Source organism: Sphingomonas sp. dw_22, from assembly GCF_018449795.1.
Classification (GTDB): domain Bacteria; phylum Pseudomonadota; class Alphaproteobacteria; order Sphingomonadales; family Sphingomonadaceae; genus Sphingomonas.
This window is the reverse complement of the sequence record NZ_JAAVVE010000022.1, coordinates 17,684-36,107: the sequence shown is the minus strand read 5'-3', so window position 1 is coordinate 36,107 and position 18,424 is coordinate 17,684. Positions and strand designations below refer to the sequence as shown.

Here is an 18,424-nt window from a genome sequence, read left to right as displayed (position 1 = left end):
ATCACAATCGCTTAGCCGGGGCTGAACGATTCACTCCGCCGCCACGGCCTCGACGCTGTCGTCGAGCGGATAGGACAGGCGGGTCAGCATCTCCTTCGGCACCACCTGCCAGAAACTGCCGAGCGCGCGGTCCCAATCCTCGAGCAGCCCCTTCGCCCATTTGCTGTCGGTCGCTTCGGCATGGGCCTCGACCAGCGCGCGCAGCCTGCCCTCCCAATGTGCGGAGGCGAGGCGCTGCCAGACGATGCTCTCGGGATTGGCGCGGCGATCGAAGCTGCCCTCCGCGTCATAGACGAAGGCCATCCCGCCGGTCATGCCCGCGCCGAAGTTCATCCCCACGCCGCCCAGCACGACCGCGGTGCCGCCGGTCATATATTCGCAGCCGTTCGCACCGCAGCCCTCGACCACCACATCGGCGCCCGAATTGCGCACCGCGAAGCGCTCGCCCGCCTGGCCGGCGGCATAGAGCCGGCCCGAGGTCGCGCCATAGAGCACGGTGTTGCCGATGATCGTGTTGTTCCAGCTTTCCAGCGGCGAGTTCACATAGGGCCGCACGACGATCACGCCGCCCGAAAGCCCCTTGCCGACATAATCGTTGGCGTCGCCGAACACCTCCAGCGTGATGCCCTTGCACAGGAAGGCGCCGAGCGACTGGCCGGCCGAGCCGCGCAGCCGCACCTGGACGTGGTGGTCGTTCAGGCTCGACATGCCGAATTTCCGGGTCACTTCGCTCGACAGGCGCGTGCCCACTGCACGATGCGTATTCCGCACCGAATAGGTGAGCTGCATCTTCTCACCGCGCGCGAAGACCGGCGCGGCGTCCTTTATCATCTGCGCATCGAGGCTGTCGGGCACTTCGTTGCGGAAGGTCGACAGGCTGAAGCGCCGCTCGGCATCGTCGGCATCGACCTTGGCGAGCACCGGGTTGAGGTCGAGATCGTCGAGATGCTCGGCCCCACGGCTAACCTGGCGAAGCAGCTCGGTGCGGCCGACGATCTCATCGAGGCTGCGGAAGCCGAGCTTGGCGAGGATCTCACGCACTTCCTCGGCGATGAAGGTCATCAGGTTGATGACCTTTTCCGGATTGCCGGTGAACTTGGCGCGCAGCCGCTCGTCCTGGGTGCAGACGCCGACCGGGCAGGTGTTCGAATGGCACTGACGGACCATGATGCAGCCCATCGCCACCAGCGAAAGCGTGCCGATGCCGAATTCCTCGGCGCCCAGGATCGCGGCGATGACGATGTCGCGCCCGGTCTTGAGCCCGCCGTCGGTGCGCAGCTTCACCCGGCCGCGCAAGCCGTTGAGGGTGAGCGTCTGGTTGACCTCGCTGAGTCCCATTTCCCAGGGTGTGCCTGCATATTTGACCGAAGTGACCGGCGAGGCGCCGGTGCCGCCGACATGGCCCGCGACCAGGATCACGTCGGCATGGGCTTTCGCGACGCCCGCCGCCACCGTGCCGATGCCGGCCGAGCTGACCAGCTTGACGCACACCCGCGCACGCGGATTTATCATCTTCAGGTCGTAGATGAGCTGCGCCAGATCCTCGATCGAATAGATGTCGTGGTGCGGCGGCGGCGAGATGAGCGTCACGCCGGGGGTCGCATGGCGCAGCTTCGCGATGAACTCGGTCACCTTGAAGCCGGGGAGCTGGCCGCCCTCGCCGGGCTTGGCGCCTTGCGCGACCTTGATCTCGATCTCATCGCAGGCGTTGAGATATTCCGCGGTCACGCCGAAGCGGCCCGAGGCGACCTGCTTGATGACCGAGTTGGCGTTGTCGCCATTCTCATAGGGCGTGTAGCGGACCTTGTCCTCGCCGCCCTCGCCCGAGACGGCCTTGGCGCCGATCCGGTTCATCGCGATCGCCAGCGTCTCGTGCGCCTCGGGGCTCAAGGCGCCTAGCGACATGCCCGGGGTGACGAAGCGCTTGCGGATCTCGGTGATCGCCTCGACCTGGTCGATCGGCATCGCTTCCGCGGGGAAATTGAATTCGAGCAGGTCGCGCAGATAGACCGGCGGCATGTCGCGCACGCCGCGCGAGAATTGCAGATAGCTCGAATAGCTGTCGGTCGCGACCGCGGTCTGGAGCAGGTGCATGAGCTGCGCCGAATAGGCATGGGTCTCGCCGCCATGGCGCTGGCGATAGAAGCCGCCGACCGGCAGCGTCGCGACCTCGGGATCGAACGCGGCCTCGTGGCGCATCATCGCGGAGAGGTGCAGCGAGGCATAGCCTTCACCGGAGATCTTGGCCGGCATGCCCGGGAAGAAATCATTGACCAGCGCGCGGCTGAGCCCGACCGCCTCGAAATTATAGCCGCCGCGATAGGAGGAGATCACCGCGATCCCCATCTTGGAGAGGATCTTGAGCAACCCCTCGTCGATCGCCTTGCGGTGGCGCTTGAGGCATTCTTCCAGGGTCAGGTCGCCGAACAGGCCGCGCGCCTGGCGATCGGCGATCGTGGCCTCGGCGAGATAGGCGTTCACCGTCGTCGCGCCGACGCCGATCAGCACCGCATAATAATGGGTGTCGAGGCATTCGGCGGTGCGGATATTGACGCTGGCATAGGAGCGCAGGCCGCGCCGCACGAGGTGCGTATGCACCGCCGCCGCCGCGAGCACGCCCGCGATCGCCACCTTGTCCGCCCCCAGATGCTCGTCGGTGAGGAACAGTTCGGTGCAGCCGGCGCGCACGGCCTGCTCGGCCTCGTAGCGGACGCGGCGGATCGCCTCACGCAGCGCCTCCGGACCGCCCGAGACGGGGAAGGTGCAGTCGATCTCGGCCTGCTGGCTGCCGAAATGGGCGCGCAGCCGCTCCCAGTCGGCATTGGTCAGCACCGGGCTTTCGAGCACGAGCACGCGGCTGCCTCCGCCCTCGGCATCGAGGATGTTCGCGAGATTGCCGAAGCGCGTCTTCAGCGACATCACGTGCCGCTCGCGCAGGGGATCGATCGGCGGATTGGTGACCTGGCTGAAATTCTGGCGAAAGAACTGGCTGATGAGGCGCGGCTTGTCCGAGATGACGGCGAGCGGGGTATCGTCGCCCATCGATCCGATCGCTTCCTTGGCGGTCTCGACCATCGGGGCCAGGATCAGCTCCATGTCCTCCAGCGTCTGCCCCGCCGCGACCTGGCGGCGGGTGAGCTCGGCGCGCTCGAAGCGGAGCGGCTCGACGGCCGATGCCGGCAGATCGTCCACCGTCAGGAATTCGCCGATCATGCCGGCATAATCGGCCTCGCCGGCGATGCGGTCCTTGATCGCGCCGTCGTGGAGCAGCACGCCTTCCTGGAGATCGACGGCGATCATCTGCCCTGGCCCGAGCCGGCCCTTGGCGAGCACGTTGCTCTCGGAGACCTGGACCATGCCGGTCTCCGATCCGACGATCAGCAGGCCGTCGGCAGTCTGGGTATAGCGCAGCGGGCGCAGCGCGTTGCGGTCCATGCCGGCGACCGCCCAGCGGCCGTCGGTCATCGCCAGCGCGGCGGGGCCGTCCCACGGCTCCATCACCGAGGCGAGATACTGGTACATCGCCATATGCGTGTCGGGGATGTCGTCGCCCATCGCCTCGGGCACCAGCATCAGCTTGGCGGTGGGCGCGTCGCGGCCCGAACGGCAGATCGCCTCGAACACCGCGTCGAGCGCGGCCGTGTCCGACGCGCCGGCCGGGATCACCGGCTTGATGTCCTCCGATTGCTCACCGAACGCGATGCTCGCCATCTTGATCTCGTGGCTGAGCATCCAGTTCTTGTTGCCGCGGATCGTGTTGACCTCACCGTTATGCGCCAGGCAGCGGAAGGGCTGCGCCAGCCACCATTGCGGGAAGGTGTTGGTCGAATAGCGCTGGTGGAAGATCGCGACGCGGCTCTCGAAGCGCTGGTCCTTGAGGTCCGGGTAGAAGTCCGACAGCGATTCGGCGAGGAACAGCCCCTTGTAGATGATCGAGCGGCACGACAGCGAACAGATGTAGAAGCCGCTGATCTGCGCGGCGATCACGCGCTTCTCGATCCGGCGGCGTACCAGATACAGGTTCTTCTCGAACTCGGCGGCGTCGACATCGCCCGGCAGCGGGCCGGCGATCATGATCTGCTCGATCTCGGGGCGGGTCGCCTGGGCCTTGAGGCCGATGACGGAGACGTCGACCGGCACCTGGCGCCAGCCATAGATGGTGTAGCCCGCCTCGATGATCTCGCTCTCGACGATCGTGCGGCACGTCTCCTGCGCCGCCAGGTCGGTGCGCGGCAGGAAGACCATGCCCACGGCGAGCCGGTTGCGGCGCACGCGGTGGCCGCCCGCGGCGATCGCATCGTCGAAGAAGCGCGCGGGCAGGTCGACATGGATGCCGGCGCCGTCGCCGGTCTTGCCGTCGGCATCGACCGCGCCGCGATGCCACACCGCCTTCAGCGCATCGATCGCCGACTGGACGACGCGGCGGCTCGCCTGGCCGTCGGTGGCCGCCACGAGCCCCACGCCGCAGGCATCGCCCTCGAACTCGGGACGATACATGCCTTCGCGCGCCATGCGCTCGCGTTCGGACTGGTCGATCTGCTTGGTCATCACGTCATTTCCCTGCCGCACCCATGCGGTCAATCGATCTTCACCCCGGCGCGGGCCGGGTCGGCATTGGCGGCGGCAACGGCGCCGATCACTTGCTCTTCGCCAGGAACTCGGCCTGCGCATTCACGGCGATCTGCCGCAGCCGCGCCTGATTTGCGGAGACCATCCGCGCCGCCCATTCCTGGCTGGCGACGGAGATCTTCTGGTTCACCACCGCCTGCATCTTCTGCGCGGCGGTGGTGGCGCCGAACGCCATCAGCGCGGGGTAATCGTCGGGCGTGAGGTTCGCGATCGCCGCCGCCGTGGCGCTCTCCTGGATCTCGGCCTGCGGCCGATCGGGCCTGTCGCCGATCGACTGATAGACCTGCGCCTTTATCTTGATGCCGGTCGGGCTGGCGAAGAAGGCAAGCGCGTCGGCGATCTCGGCGGGCGTCATTTCCGCGATCAGGATCGTGCCCAGATCCTGTCGCAGCCTGGGCAGCTCGCGCAGCATGATCGTCTGGAATTCGGGACGGACCTTGCCGGCGACATATTCCTTCATGCCGGGATGGGCGTCGTAGAGCTTGCGCTCCTGCGGGTCGGTGGCATTGCCCTGATCGACGCCATAATCGAACGCCCGCCCGCCCAGCGCCAGGATCGCGTCGCGCGGCAGCAGGACGCCGACCAGCTGCTCGGCATCCGCCCGCGCGTCCGGCATGGCGGCGCGCGGCCCCTCATGCGCGACGGCATGGCCCGGAAGCGCCAAGCCCAGCGCGAGGACCGCAACAAACGACTGCATCGCTTCGATTCCCCTCAAGCCGCCTGGGCGGAGGCGTCCGCATGGGCACGCATCCAGGCATGCATGTGCGCCGCCACGTCGCGGCCGTCGCGAATCGCCCAGACGACCAGACTCGCGCCGCGGACAATATCGCCCGCCGCGAACACGCCGTCGAGGCTCGTCATCATCGTCTTGCCGTCGGTGCGCACCGTACCCCAACGGGTGACGCCCAGGCCGTCGGCATTGAAGAGCTTCGGCAGATCCTCGGGCTCGAAGCCGAGCGCCTTGATGACCAGATCGGCCGGGAGCTGGAAGCCGGCGCCCGGATCGAGCTCCGGCGCGCGGCGGCCGCTGGCATCGGGCGCACCGAGCCGCATCCGCGTGGCGCGCACGCCCGTCACCTTTTCGCTGCCGTCGAACGCCTCGGGCGCGGAGAGCCAGACGAACTCGACGCCTTCCTCCTCGGCATTGGCCACCTCGCGCTGCGAGCCCGGCATGTTGGCGCGGTCCCGGCGATAAAGGCACTTCACCGACGCCGCGCCCTGGCGGACCGCGGTACGCACACAATCCATCGCGGTATCGCCGCCGCCGACCACCACGACATGCTTGCCGCGCGCATCCAGGGTGCCGTCGTCGAATTCGGGAACCGCGTCGCCGAATCCCTTGCGGTTCGACGCGGTCAGATAGTCGAGCGCCTCGACCACGCCGGCCGCGCCCACGCCCGGCGCCTTGATCGCCCGCGCCTTGTAGACGCCGGTCGCGATCAGGATCGTATCATGGCGCTCGCGCAGCTCGCCGAGCGTCGCGTCGCGGCCGACCTCGAAGCCGCGATGGAAGACGATGCCCGCCTCCTCCAGCCGCTCGACCCGGCGCTGGACGACATGCTTCTCCAGTTTGAAGCCGGGGATGCCATAGGTGAGCAGCCCGCCCGAGCGATCGTGGCGATCATAGACATGGACGTCATAGCCCATCTCGCGGAGATATTCGGCTGCGGCGAGCCCAGCGGGGCCGGCGCCGATCACGCCGACCGACTGGCCCTTGGCCCGCCCGACATGGACCGGCTCGACCCAGCCCTGTTCCCAGGCGGTGTCGGTGATGAACTTCTCGACCGATCCGATCGTGACCGCGCCGTGGCCGGAGAATTCGATGACGCAATTGCCCTCGCACAGCCGGTCCTGCGGGCAGATGCGGCCGCAGATCTCGGGCATGGTCGAAGTGCTGTTCGACAGCGCATAGGCTTCGCGCAGCCGGCCCTCGGCGGTCAATCGCAGCCAGTCCGGGATATGGTTGTGGAGCGGGCAATGGACCGAGCAATAGGGCACGCCGCATTGCGAGCAACGGCCGGCCTGCTGCTCGGCATCGGGCACAGCGTAGCGATTGGCGATCTCGCGAAAGTCCTCCGCGCGCAGCTGTGCCGCGCGCTTTTCCGGATAGACTTGCCCGGTGCCTACGAATTTGAGCATTGCATCGTCTGCCATGCACGCCGCCTATCGCAGGGGCAGGAGAAATAAAAGGCAGTCTTACTTACCTATATATCGATTCAAGCCAACGATCGATATATTTCCGGCCGATTTCCGAGTAAATAACGGCCGTATCGGTCCTATCTGAGAGTCAACCATACCAGCGCGGCAGCGCCGGCAATGATTCGATACCAGGCGAAGGGTGCGAAGCCGTGCTTGCTGACGATGCCGACGAACCATTTGATGACCAGGATCGCCACGACGAACGCGACCGCGAACCCGACGCCGATCTCGCTCCAACCCACCTTGCCCGAGGTGATCGAGTCGCCGTTCTTGGCCAGTTCGAGCACGGTCGCGCCCAGCATCGTCGGGATCGCGAGGAAGAAGCTGAATTCGGCCGCGGTGCGCCGCTCCACCCCCAGCGACAGCGCGCCCATGATCGTCGCGCCCGAACGGCTGACGCCCGGGATCATCGAGATGCACTGGATGAAACCGATGCCGATCACGCGCGCCAGCGGGATCTCGGCAATGCCGTGGATATCCGCGCGCTTGATCGTCCGCTCGATCGCCAGGATCGCCACGCCGCCCAGGATCAGCGCCCAGGCGACGACCTTGGGCGCGGCGAGCAGCGCCTCGATCTGCTTGTGCAGTGCCAGCCCGATCACCGCAGCCGGGATGAAGGCCACCACCAGGTTGCGCAGGAAGCGCCACGACACCGGATTGCCCTGAAGCAGCCCCAGCGCCACCGCCCAGAAGGTCCGCCAATAGAGCACCACCACCGCCAGGATCGCGCCGAGCTGGATGACGACGTTGAACATCGCCCATTGCGCGGCATCATAGCCCATCAGCTCGCTGGCGAGGATCAGATGGCCGGTCGACGAGACGGGCAGGAATTCGGTGACGCCCTCGACGATGCCGAGCAGGATCGCGACAAGAAGTTCGGTCATGGGCTAAGGGGCTCCCGTTGGGCGCGGATCGGCAGCCGGGGCGAGCCCCTGGCGGAATGGAGTGTCAGGCGGCCTCACCGATGCGGCCGAAACGCCCGTGACGGCGGAACCGGACAAGCCAGGCGGGTGCCACGCTGGCGAGCGGCGTCGGCGTGATGCCGAAGGCGGCGAAGCCCGCCGCGCCGGCGGGGACGACATTGTCGCTCTGGAGCATCCGCCACTGGTCGCGCGTGATCGGCGCGCCGGGAAAGGCGCCGAACGCGGCGATCACGCCGCCCAGCGCATCGGGCAGCTCGATAAAGCCCGGCTCGCGGCCGATCGCCCCGGCGATCCAACGGAACAGCTCGGACATGGTCAGCACATCGGGCCCGCCCAGCGCATAGGTCTTGCCGCCATGCGCCTCGGGATCGGCGAGCGCGGCCACCACCGCCTGGGCGACATCGGCGACATAGGCGGGCTGGAAGCGCACCGCGCCGCGCAGCACCGGCACCACCGGTGCCGAGCCGATCATCGCCGCGAATCGGTTCACGAACGAATCCTCGCGGCCGAACAGCAGCGAGGGACGGAGAATCGTCGCCTGCGGGAAGGCTGCGCGCACCGCTTCCTCGCCCGCGGCCTTCGAGCGGCCATAAGCGGAAGGCGAATCGGAATCGGCGCCGAGCGCGGAGACATGGACCAGTGCCTCGACGCCGGCGGCGCGGGCCGCCTCCGCCACGTTGCGGGCGCCATCGACATGGACGGCCTGGAAATCGCCGCTCAGGATGCCGGCCAGGTTCACCACGGCGTGCGAGCCCTGGAGTGCGCGCGTCAGCGTCTGGGGCTGGGTGATGTCGCCGGCGACGAACTGGGTCTGGCCCAGGCCGCCGAGCGGCTTCAGGAACCAGGCGTCGCGCGGGCGCCGTTCGATCACGCGCACGCGCGCACCGGTGCGCAGCAGCTCCTGCGTGACGTAACGGCCGAGAAAGCCTCCGCCGCCGATCAGGGTTACCAGCTTGTCCTTCATGCCTGCCTCGATGTGCGTGGTCGCGAGCCGCCTCCCATGCCGCGCGGCGCGGCAAACGGCAAGCCGTGGCGGCATCCTGGAATTAACGCGAGCGCGCGGTTGACAACCCGCCCGCCCCTTCCCTAAAGGCCGCCCCCTACCCCGTGCCCAGATGGCGGAATTGGTAGACGCACCAGCTTCAGGTGCTGGCGGTCGCAAGGCCGTGGAGGTTCGAGTCCTCTTCTGGGCACCATTTTACCTAAGCTATTGAAAAGCTTAGGAAATAGCTGAGAAATGACGGTTTTTACAGGCGGCTGTTACAGATGTAACAGGGGCTGAAAGCCATGTGTACCTATCTCGCTAAGCGCGGCTCTACCTACTATTTTCGACGGGCAATCCCTGTCGAGCTACGGCCTGCCTTTGGCGGTCGGGCTGAGTTCATGCTGTCGCTGCGGTCCAAGGATCGGGCAGAGGCCAAGCTCCGCATCCCTGCTCACACTGTCGAGACTGACAAGCTGCTAGCCGATGCTACCCGGTCCCTAGCTGGCAAGCCTGCCCCTAAGCCTAAAGCTCCCCGGTCCCCTGCTCAGTTAGAGCGGGAGCGGACACGATGGGAACAGGAGCAAGAGCAAGCGGACCATGTAGCCGACGAGCTATTCGCCACAGACATGGAGGCTGAGGCCCTATCCCCGATCATGGATGCCCTGAGCGCCGGTAAGGAGCCTGAGGGATCGCTAGCCGACATAGCTAGGGCTGGCAGGCTGCTAGTCGAGCATGAGCGGGAGACAGCCGGGGCAGACCGGGAAGCCCTGATAAACTCCCTTCATGCCCGGTTCGGCCAGAATGCCCACGCACCGGAAAGCCAAAATCAGGCCGTTGAGTACAGCGGCGATGCCAGCCACAACGAGGGCAAGGGCAAATACCTAGATACAGATATCCTCGATGGGTGGGCCGCTGAGCGTAAGCCATCGCCCCGTGGCAAGGATGCCTACTGGCGGGATGCCAAGCTGTTCAATTCCATGATGGGCCGTAAGTCCGTTGAGCTAATCACCAAGGCCGATGTGATGGCCTACAAGCGCAAGCTGATAGCGGACCCTGCCCGGTCACAGGTCAATGTGCGGGATCGGCTGGCCTATCTGCGGACCCTGCTAGAGTGGGCAGCACAAGAGGATATCGTCTCCGTCAACGTGGCCCGCGATGTGAAGATGGCCGTCACTGAGCGGGGAGAGAAGCGGAAAGACTTTTCTACCGATGACCTCAATGCGCTGTTCGCTGGTCCGGTTCATGCCAAGGGCGAACGGCCAAAGGGCGGATTTGGTGAAGCTGTCTATTGGCTGCCCCTGCTAGCCCTGTTCATGGGTGCGCGTCGGGAAGAGATAGGCCAGCTACGGGTGCAGGACGTGAAGCCCGTTGCCTACATAGACGATGATGATAACCGGCAAGAGGTATGGTGTATCGACATTACAGATACGCCGGATGACGATGCCTTGCCTAATCAGATCAAGAATGAGGCGAGCAATAGGCTTGTCCCGCTTCATCCTAAGCTAATCGAGCTAGGCTTTATCGATTATGTATTCAAGCTACCAGATCAGACAGGCCGCGTATTCCCCGGCTTGAAGGCTGTAGGCATTGGCAAGAAACTAACCGACAAGGTAGGTCAGTGGTTCAGCCGCTATAAGCAAAATTGCGGGATTGAGGATAAGGCCAAGGTCTTTCACTCATTCCGCCATACTTGGAAAACCCATGCAGTAGATGCCGGTATCCCTGAGCGGGTATGCCGACAGTTCCAAGGGCATGAAGGTAAGGATGCTGCCGACAAGTACGGGGCGGCTCCATCTATGCGCGTAATGGTAGCGGCCATTGCATCTTATCGGGTGCCGGGGCTGGTCATTCCCAAGCCTTGAACGAACCGGACATACAGATACCCGAAATCGCCCCGCTCAGCCCCGTCAGGAGTCAATCGGATGCGGTCGGGTATCTGTAGGCCGGGACGAGCTATCGCCTCCCAGCGACTCTCCTAGGGCAATTCTCAGGCATCCGGGCCGAGCGGTACGCCAGCCTCACGGCGGGCAGCTTCCCCGGTCGGGGTCACTCGGTATCCCGTGCCGGTCGCTGAATAGGCAATGTCGCCTACCGGGGTGCCATGCGAGCGGCGGGCAGCTTCCCCGGTCTGAGCTACCCGGATGCCGGTCGGGCTGCGGCTGGCCTGATAGGGATCATAGCCGGTCATGCTCTGCCCTACCTGCGGGCCGCTTGCGGGGGCCTGTGCGACGAGGCGGAAGCCGGTCGGGGTCTGTACCCACTGCGGTCCGCTTGCCGCCTGAGCGGGCGCTGACGGGGCCTGTGCGGCAGGGCTGGGAAGGCCATTGAACCCGAACGAGCTATTGGCCGTCTGACCCGGTGCCAGCGTGGTGGCGTCGGGAACATCGGGAGTATCGGCAAAGGCCTCCGCCGTGCTGCCTAGAGCATCATTGATAGTCCAATTGGCCGCATCAGCCTCGGTCACTTCACCCTTGCTGATAGCCAATGCTTTGGCATCCTCAAGGATCATAGGGGCAAGGCCATCAAGGCAACTGTCATCGCCGGTGTTATTGTACTCGGTAAGCGCCTTGTCATACAGCGCAACCGTAGCATCATCGCTATGGTGGATCAGATTAACGGCAGTATGCAGTGTGTTCCCCATAGCAGGGACGCGGGCAATGAAGCCGTCGATAGCATTCTTGTAGGCGACATTGGCGGGATAGCCCTTAGCCAATTCAGCCGTAGCGGCTTGCTGTACAGTGCGGGGATTGTGACCGTGTACAGCAATCAGGGATAGAGCCGCCTTGACCTTGATGGCTTGACGGGGAGTTAGAGCGGTCATGTGGTTTCCTTGAACATATCGAGAATGTGGGGCCTTGCCGGTTTGGCAGCGGGGATCGGGTCAGCATCGGCTATTGCGGCAACAGGCGGGATGATCCCCTTACGGATCGCGGCGGCGAGGTATTGGAAGGCGTACTTGAAATCGCTGGGACGAAGGTACGGACGGCCCGCATTCTTCCAGAGATCGTGAATGTCAGCAGCCATGCGACGGGCTATCTGTTGAGCATCGTCGGGAAGATCGTAGAGTTCAGGCGTTACGGGGGTGCCTGATAGGCATGGCCAACCCGTTTCTATGCGAACTGCTTCTCTAACGAGCACGATTGATAGGCTGGCAACTTCAATAGGAATGAAGGCGGACGCTAAAGCCTTGTCAGCATCCTTCATAAACCAAACAGTAACAGCGCCCCATTCGACGTAGGCTTTCGTTGCATCGGCATAGGGGCCTGCCCGGTTCATCAGATCATCCAGCGTCTGAGGAAAAAGCGCGACCTTTGGTACGTAATCTGGGCGGGGCGGCTTAGGTGCCTCTCCCGTTCCCCAGTCATGCAGATCGGACATTACGCCGCAAGGGCAGTCGTGAAGTACCCGCGCTGCTTACCCTGCAAATACAGAGTAAATGCCTCCCGTGGTTTACCCGGTGCCAGCGCCATAATGCAGGCAGGGATAGCATGAGGCTTTACCGTAACGAGATAGTCAAAGGCATCATCGTCCAGAGCGGAGAAGCCATTGCACTCATGCTCTTTGGGGACGCTGGCGTTAGCCATGATATCCCATGTATCCCGCGTGTACTTGATGAGGAAGCCAGTAGTATTCAGGTTATCACCGGGCTTTACCTCTACGCGGATATCGGATAAGCGGGCAAGCCGTTGAGTACGAACCTCTATCTGTTCGTCAGCGAGGGCAGTAGCAAAGCGATCCTTTGCATCCTTCAATGCCCTATCAATCTCATTAGCTTTATCGATGGCAGGCTTGCCAAGGATATCGATATAGTTGTTAACCTTGAGCAATTCTGCACTGAGCGTTTCAATCTCAATGGCAATAGAAGAAAGTGTATCTTTGTTGGTCATGGTTGTTTCCTGTTAGAATAGGGGCGATTAGAGCTTGGGAGCGGATGCCCCGATCTTCATCTTCTCATTGCGATAGGTGTAGATGGTCCCGCTATCTGCATCAGCAGCGGCCATCAGCTTGGCGATAGACGGGCGGCCAGCAGGCTTACGCTCGATATGCTTGGGCATAGGAATGCAGAGAACATCGAGAGCTAGGCGAAAGCCATTGATGATACGGCTATCGATGCCATCAAGATGGGCAATAATCCGGGGATCACTCAGGCGGCTGGTATCAACAGACATAATCGTCATGGGATATCCTTCATATTGTTGGAGGTAATTTGGCAAAACTTCAGACAGACCGGCCGCTTGCACATAAGCAAACGGGAACAGGGATATTGAAGCTATGGAAAGGGTGGCCTGCCAGCTACCAACAAGGGCAATGCACTAGCTGACAGGCCGTAGCATCAGCATTCATCACGGGCGCAACTCGACGGATTTGGATTTACTACCGGGAATGATGAATATGGATGCTGTAGGGAGAGGATGGCAGTCATTCCTCAGATAGGCTCAGGGTATGCATAGCGATTACCTCAACAGGAAAAGGTAATAACTATCTGAGCCTATCGGAAGAATGAGATTGTGTATGGCATCCACGGTATCAAGCCATAGAGTACCAATGATCTATACTGATATAGTATGATCGTTAGATTTGATAGTGATTGGCTGTATCCGGCGTCCCCCCGGGCCAGATAGATATCCGTATTTGTAAATACGTTCTGGCGCAATGGGAGAGCAAGACTAGCCGCATGATCGTTGAGTTTGATTAGCGTGGCTCGTATTGCCGGCGTCCGATACCCATGCGTCATTCAAATAGAATGGCACACCCCGTCGCTCTAAAGCTAGGCCGTAAGGCCGTCAGGTATCTACAGTTAAGCACTGTCAGGCGTTCCCCGGCTAAACGGGCGTGGCGGTGATGAATGGTTTCTTGCCTAACGGTACTGAATAGCTCCGGGCTTTCCTCCCGCATCTGAGCCGCGCCCCATACAGCCCCGTACAGAGTCGCCACGTTATCCCGGCTAGGTCGATACCCTGAGCCTCCCATATCGACTCCTGTGGCCGTCTCCGGGCGATCTAGCGGGCCTCCAATCGAGCAAGGGCCTTGTGCAGGCTGGCGGGATGCCACTTGCCCCCGGCAGGCGAAGGGATCGCACGGGTATTCAGGGCCTCAACCATCTTACGAACGGATAGCCCCTCAGCCTTCAATGCCAGGAGGTCAGCAGCGATAGGCTCTAACCGGTCCATAGCCTCAGCCTGATTACGGGCAGCTAGTACCTTGCCATGCTTGCCTAGCTCAGTCCCCCGATCCTTGGCAGCGGCTAGCGCGGCCTTGGTCCGTTGGCTGATTACCTCAGCCTCCTTCTCAGCCAGTGCGGCGAATAGGTGTAGCTGGAAGCGATCAGCGTTCGGCATATCCGCGACGGCGAATTCTACGCCTGTCTCCATCAGCCCGGATATGAAATGGACATTGCGGGCAAGCCTATCGAGCTTGGCGATAATCAGGCCAGCCTTCTCCCGCTTCGCTGTAGCGAGGGCAGCGACAAGCTCAGGCCGCTTGGACAGGGCATTAGCTCCCTTGCCTGTCTCAACCTCGATATGCTCCCCGATCAGTTCAACGCCATTGGCAGCGACATACCGTGCCACTGCCTCCCGTTGAGCCTCTAGCCCTAGGCCGCTCTTGCCCTGCTTATCCGTGCTAACGCGGAGGTAGGCGACGGCCTTGGTCATCTTGCGGAGGTTCATTTCAGCTAGTCCTGTTCACGGGTCAACGAACGTATACCCATGAACAGTTAGGAGGGCAAGCCGTTCCCGGTCCTGTCATCATCGATCTAGCTGGGATGGAGCTTGGCTGTAGTGACACGCCACGCAGGGATGGAGAACCATGCGCGATAATGCAGGTCGGGCAGGCGTGTCATATTCGCCAGCCGGGTGGGTGGGGATACGGGGGAAGGGCATTGCACGTTCTTGTCTGATTGCCCTCTCGCATATCTATGCCAAAATTAGGTCGTAGGCGGCTCCCTTTACATCGACAAACCGGGATGAACTCCGATCCATACGCATATGCCGCCGAACATGCCTTCATCCTTATAACGCGGATATTCTACAAAGCTTAGCCCGGCAGCGGTTAGCGCGGCCATGACAAGAGTCTTTTGTGGAGAAGTGTCGCCATTTACTTCGATGCCAACGGTAGAGTTGGTCATGCCGCCATAATACCCAACTTTGTAGCCACAATGCTCAAACAGGGCTGTTACCTGTTGATGTAGAGCGTAGGGCTCTGCTTCATGGTGGTTGCAGGCAACGACTATCTCGAATGGCTCGGCTCCCGCTAGAACACGGACAAATGCCTCTGCCTGATCCTGACTTATTTGCCGGGGTCGCAACTTATCGCGGGTGGCTTGCAACTCTGCTAGCGCTGCGTCTGCTTTCGCATAGGCAACTGCTATCTCTGCATCAGCCTCTAACTCGGCTTTACGGGCAAGTCTCTGGCTAGCATAGCGTCCAGCAATAGGGGCAGCGGCAGCTAAACAGCCCGCAACTACAGCGGTGATCGGCCAGCCGCTGCCGCCTGCAACCGCTCCCACAATGCCCGATACAACCGCCACTACGAACGATACGCGCTCTACATGGGTAGGGAATGAAGCCATCGTACCATCATGCATAATCGGGGCGTCTGGCATATCTCTAATGCAACAAGGCTTTGCCGCTAGCCGTCCGCTGGTCCGCCACCGTCAACCGGTGATGGTCGTTTCTTCGGATTTGGGTTCCAAGGATGCACAGTCTCTCGGTAAGTCCGTAAGACCTCTGCGTCAGGCATCGTGTGGAAGTCTCCCTCTACATGACCAAAAACCTTGAAGGTTGATACAAGGTCAGCAGTCAAATGCGATATGTCGTGGTAGAGCTTTACCAATGTGTCAGCATCGAAGGAAAACTCTTTTCCTGACTCTGTATCAGAAGCGCGACAGTTAGTAGCTAACGACGACTGAGGCGGTATCGTGTAGGCATATTGTCCGTGAGCGATCAGATTACGTTTCCAGCTTAAATCTCCGGCGATGTCCGCAATCTGGCATAAGCTTTTAGCTTCCTCAGGACGCCAGCCAGCGAGCCATCCGGTGCATATTTCTTTGAACAAGGCACGTCGCCTTTTGAACTGCCGCGAAAGCTGTACCTCTCGTGTACCCCCATCCGCAACTTCTCCAGCGATCAATGCTTGAAGACATATATCGAAGTGACGCTCGAAGTTGCCCCAGTGAGCGATGATTAGTCCGATAGGCGCATGGTACGGCTCAGGAAGAAATATGAGTGCGCTTTCCTTACCCTTCCGCATGAAGCGAATGTCGAAGCTCATAGAAGCGAACGGGGTCTTATCTGGCATCGGAGGCGTGATCCTAACGACAAAGCCGCAAACCCGACCAGCCTGCCCGTGAATGGCTTGCCACGCCAGCCCGAAACCTGTTACATCAGGCATTGCCAACATTGACAGCGACCTGAATAAATATCGTTGTTTCTCAATGCCTTAGGAGGGTGTCGGTAAAATCCTCTTCTGGGCACCATTTACCTATCCCAAGGCATCCCCGAAACCTCGACAAAATGGCGGAAATGCGCCATTTTGTAGCCTCAACGTTCCCGGAGCGTTCCAGGCGATTTCAGGCGATCCGGGGCCACGAGGTGCCATGAGCAGGGGGATATGGCCCCATGCAAAAATCCGATGGCACCATGGCCCCCGGCGCCGGCCCGGCACTCCCCGAACCAATCGAGGAGAATCGCCGATGGCGCTCAAGGAACTCCAGATCCGCAGCCTCCGGCCGACGGACAAGATCTATCAATGCACGGACGATCGAGGCCTCTACCTGGAGGTGCATCCGAACGGCTCAAAGCTGTGGCGCTACAAATATCGCCATATGGGGAAGCAGAAGCGGCTGGCGCTGGGCCGCTATCCGGACATTGGCCTCGCCGAAGCGCGGCGCCGGCGGGATGACGCTCGGCGAAAGCTGGAGGCGGGAAGTGATCCGCTCGCCGAGCGCAAGCACGACAAGCTGATCGCGGCCTTCAAGGCGGCCAACAGCTTCGGCGACGTCGCCAAGGAATATATCGACAAGATGGTCGCCGAGGGTCGCGCCGACACGACCACCACCAAGGCGAACTGGCTGCTGGAGCAACTGGCGCCGATCGCGTCGCGGCCGGTCGCCGACCTCAAACCGATTGATTTACTGGCAGCACTCAAGCGGCTGGAGGCCAAGGGCAAACACGAGACGGCACGGCGCTGCCGCTCCTTCGCCAGCCGCGTGTTTCGCTATGCCGTGGCGACCGGGCGTGGGGAAACCGACCCGACCTCCATCCTCCGCGGCGCGCTGATCGCACCCAAGGTGACGCACCACGCCGCGATCCTGGAGCCGGAGCAGGTCGGCGAATTGCTCCGGGCGATCGACGGCTATTCCGGCCATACGGTGACGCGGATTGCGATGCAGATCGCCCCGCATGTGATGGCCCGCCCCGGCGAGCTGCGGATGGCGCAATGGCCGGAGTTCGATCTTGATGGTGCAGTCTGGAAAATCCCGGCGGAGCGCATGAAGATGCGCCGTCCGCACGCCATTCCTCTGTCCCGGCAGGTGCTCGCCTATCTGGAGGAGCTGCACCCCCTCACCGGGCCGGAAGGCTTCGTCTTCCCCGCTTTCCACACCTCCCTGCGCCCGATGAGCGAGAACACGATCAACCAGGCGTTCCGCCGCATGGGCTATTCCGTTGGCGAGGTGACGCCGCACGGATTGCGGACCACCGCGTCGACCCTGCTCAACGAGAGCGGCCAATGGAGCCCTGATGCGATCGAGCGCTCGCTTGCCCATGCGGACGCGAACACCATTCGCGGTATCTACAACCGGGGCCGCTACTGGGAGGAGCGCGTCGCGATGCACCAATGGTGGAGCGATCACCTTGATGCGATGCGGGACACGGCCGTTCAGGAGGAGCCGAGGCGGGCACGCGCATAGCCTCGCTCCTCATGCCTGGCTGGTCTCCTCCCGATAGCCAACCGGATCGGCAATCCAGCGATCGACGGCGGATTCATGCCAACCGGCGCCGTGGATGCTGATCGGGATTTGCCGTGGGAACGTCCCGTCGCCGATCTTGCGGTAGAGAGTGGAACGCGAGAGCCCGGTGCGGGCGAGCACGGCCTTGAGGCGAATAATCCTGTCTTTGTCGAGCATGGGGTAAATCCGTTTCTGGAAGGTTGATGCCGGCTTCGGCGCGCTTGCCCCGCGCTGCGTGCGGGCAGCGGCAACGGGGCGCGAAGGGATGCTCCCAATCTCCAGGATAGCTGGAAAGGGCTGATGGGAGCTGGCGGTGCTCGGGAAAGACGACCACTTACATGCACTGGCGAACACTCCTCACAGAGGCGCTCAAGGCAGTGTCATGAAGCAGCCGTAGTTTACCGCAGGCGATAGCGCCTCACAAGGAGTTGCGCCGAGTTACAGGCAAATCATCCGTGTAGTACGCGTTGTACAAAAAATATAACGTGATTTCAGTTAGATATAGGCATGGCGCCCGCTCTCGTGTTCCGTGTATCACGCATATGCGGCATTCTGTAGTACATGGCACACACGATCATCACACTGATATAACAGGGAAATATTCCCGCAGCACCCGTGCGTAGGGTCCATTACACTACGCCCGTCGGGCGTGCGTCTGAACACCCGCATCCGCATCGCGGATGCGCTAGCGATTCGCACGAACTAGGGTGCTCATCTCGCTGCGGTTGAGGCGGCTGC

The 18,424-nt window shown here is 62.3% G+C and carries 15 protein-coding genes and 1 tRNA gene; 3 read left to right on the top strand and 13 right to left on the bottom strand.

Going from position 1 to position 18,424, the window contains the following annotated elements:
* Positions 1-30: 30 nt before the first annotated feature.
* The 5 genes from gltB to HB724_RS11415 all read right to left on the bottom strand — a co-directional run bounded on the left by gltB (position 31) and on the right by HB724_RS11415 (position 8,715).
* Positions 31-4,548: a glutamate synthase large subunit gene (gene gltB / locus HB724_RS11435; RefSeq protein WP_213981066.1), complete on the bottom strand. Its 4,518-nt coding sequence runs from the start codon at positions 4,546-4,548 to the stop codon at positions 31-33.
* Between the two features lie 88 nt (positions 4,549-4,636).
* Positions 4,637-5,326, bottom strand: a complete 690-nt coding sequence (locus HB724_RS11430; protein ID WP_213981064.1) for a DUF2059 domain-containing protein — start codon at positions 5,324-5,326, stop codon at positions 4,637-4,639.
* A 14-nt stretch (positions 5,327-5,340) separates the two neighbouring features.
* Positions 5,341-6,783, bottom strand: a complete 1,443-nt coding sequence (locus HB724_RS11425; RefSeq protein WP_213981063.1) for an NAD(P)-dependent oxidoreductase — start codon at positions 6,781-6,783, stop codon at positions 5,341-5,343.
* Between the two features lie 122 nt (positions 6,784-6,905).
* Positions 6,906-7,712, bottom strand: coding sequence for an undecaprenyl-diphosphate phosphatase (locus HB724_RS11420; RefSeq protein WP_213981062.1), 807 nt, complete (start codon positions 7,710-7,712; stop codon positions 6,906-6,908).
* A 64-nt stretch (positions 7,713-7,776) separates the two neighbouring features.
* Complete coding sequence (locus tag HB724_RS11415; protein WP_213981061.1) at positions 7,777-8,715, bottom strand: complex I NDUFA9 subunit family protein; 939 nt, start codon at positions 8,713-8,715, stop codon at positions 7,777-7,779.
* 145 nt (positions 8,716-8,860) lie between these two features.
* Between HB724_RS11415 and HB724_RS11410 the strand changes: the two genes are divergently transcribed.
* Both HB724_RS11410 and HB724_RS11405 read left to right on the top strand, forming a co-directional pair.
* Positions 8,861-8,947 (top strand) — tRNA-Leu (locus HB724_RS11410).
* Between the two features lie 442 nt (positions 8,948-9,389).
* Positions 9,390-10,598 (top strand): site-specific integrase, encoded by a 1,209-nt coding sequence (locus tag HB724_RS11405; RefSeq protein ID WP_213981060.1) that lies wholly within the window; start codon positions 9,390-9,392, stop codon positions 10,596-10,598.
* Positions 10,599-10,723: 125 nt separating this feature from the next.
* Here HB724_RS11405 and HB724_RS11400 read toward each other — a convergent pair whose 3' ends face one another.
* The 7 genes from HB724_RS11400 to HB724_RS11370 form a co-directional block, all read right to left on the bottom strand.
* Positions 10,724-11,557 (bottom strand): hypothetical protein, encoded by an 834-nt coding sequence (locus HB724_RS11400; RefSeq protein ID WP_213981059.1) that lies wholly within the window; start codon positions 11,555-11,557, stop codon positions 10,724-10,726.
* On the bottom strand, positions 11,554-12,114 hold the full coding sequence (locus HB724_RS11395; RefSeq protein ID WP_213981058.1) for a hypothetical protein: 561 nt from the start codon (positions 12,112-12,114) through the stop codon (positions 11,554-11,556). The genes HB724_RS11400 and HB724_RS11395 overlap by 4 nt, the downstream gene beginning before the upstream one ends.
* Complete coding sequence (locus tag HB724_RS11390) at positions 12,114-12,623, bottom strand: hypothetical protein (protein ID WP_213981057.1); 510 nt, start codon at positions 12,621-12,623, stop codon at positions 12,114-12,116. Before HB724_RS11390 ends, HB724_RS11395 begins: the two co-directional genes overlap by 1 nt.
* A 27-nt stretch (positions 12,624-12,650) precedes the next feature.
* Complete coding sequence (locus tag HB724_RS11385; RefSeq protein ID WP_213981056.1) at positions 12,651-12,914, bottom strand: hypothetical protein; 264 nt, start codon at positions 12,912-12,914, stop codon at positions 12,651-12,653.
* Positions 12,915-13,736: 822 nt separating this feature from the next.
* The gene (locus HB724_RS11380; protein WP_213981055.1) at positions 13,737-14,405 is read right to left on the bottom strand and encodes a recombinase family protein; all 669 of its coding nucleotides are present in this window, start codon (positions 14,403-14,405) and stop codon (positions 13,737-13,739) included.
* Positions 14,406-14,683: 278 nt separating this feature from the next.
* Positions 14,684-15,307: a hypothetical protein gene (locus HB724_RS11375; protein ID WP_213981054.1), complete on the bottom strand. Its 624-nt coding sequence runs from the start codon at positions 15,305-15,307 to the stop codon at positions 14,684-14,686.
* A 59-nt stretch (positions 15,308-15,366) separates the two neighbouring features.
* Entirely contained in the window at positions 15,367-16,128 is a 762-nt protein-coding gene (locus tag HB724_RS11370; RefSeq protein ID WP_213981053.1) for a hypothetical protein, read from the bottom strand.
* Positions 16,129-16,429: 301 nt separating this feature from the next.
* Here HB724_RS11370 and HB724_RS11365 point away from each other — a divergent pair, with 301 nt between their 5' ends.
* Positions 16,430-17,647: an integrase arm-type DNA-binding domain-containing protein gene (locus tag HB724_RS11365; RefSeq protein WP_213981052.1), complete on the top strand. Its 1,218-nt coding sequence runs from the start codon at positions 16,430-16,432 to the stop codon at positions 17,645-17,647.
* A gap of 9 nt (positions 17,648-17,656) precedes the next feature.
* Here the strand turns inward: HB724_RS11365 and HB724_RS11360 are convergent, their stop codons facing one another.
* Positions 17,657-17,863, bottom strand: a complete 207-nt coding sequence (locus HB724_RS11360; RefSeq protein ID WP_213981051.1) for an AlpA family phage regulatory protein — start codon at positions 17,861-17,863, stop codon at positions 17,657-17,659.
* Between the last annotated feature and the right edge of the window lie 561 nt (positions 17,864-18,424).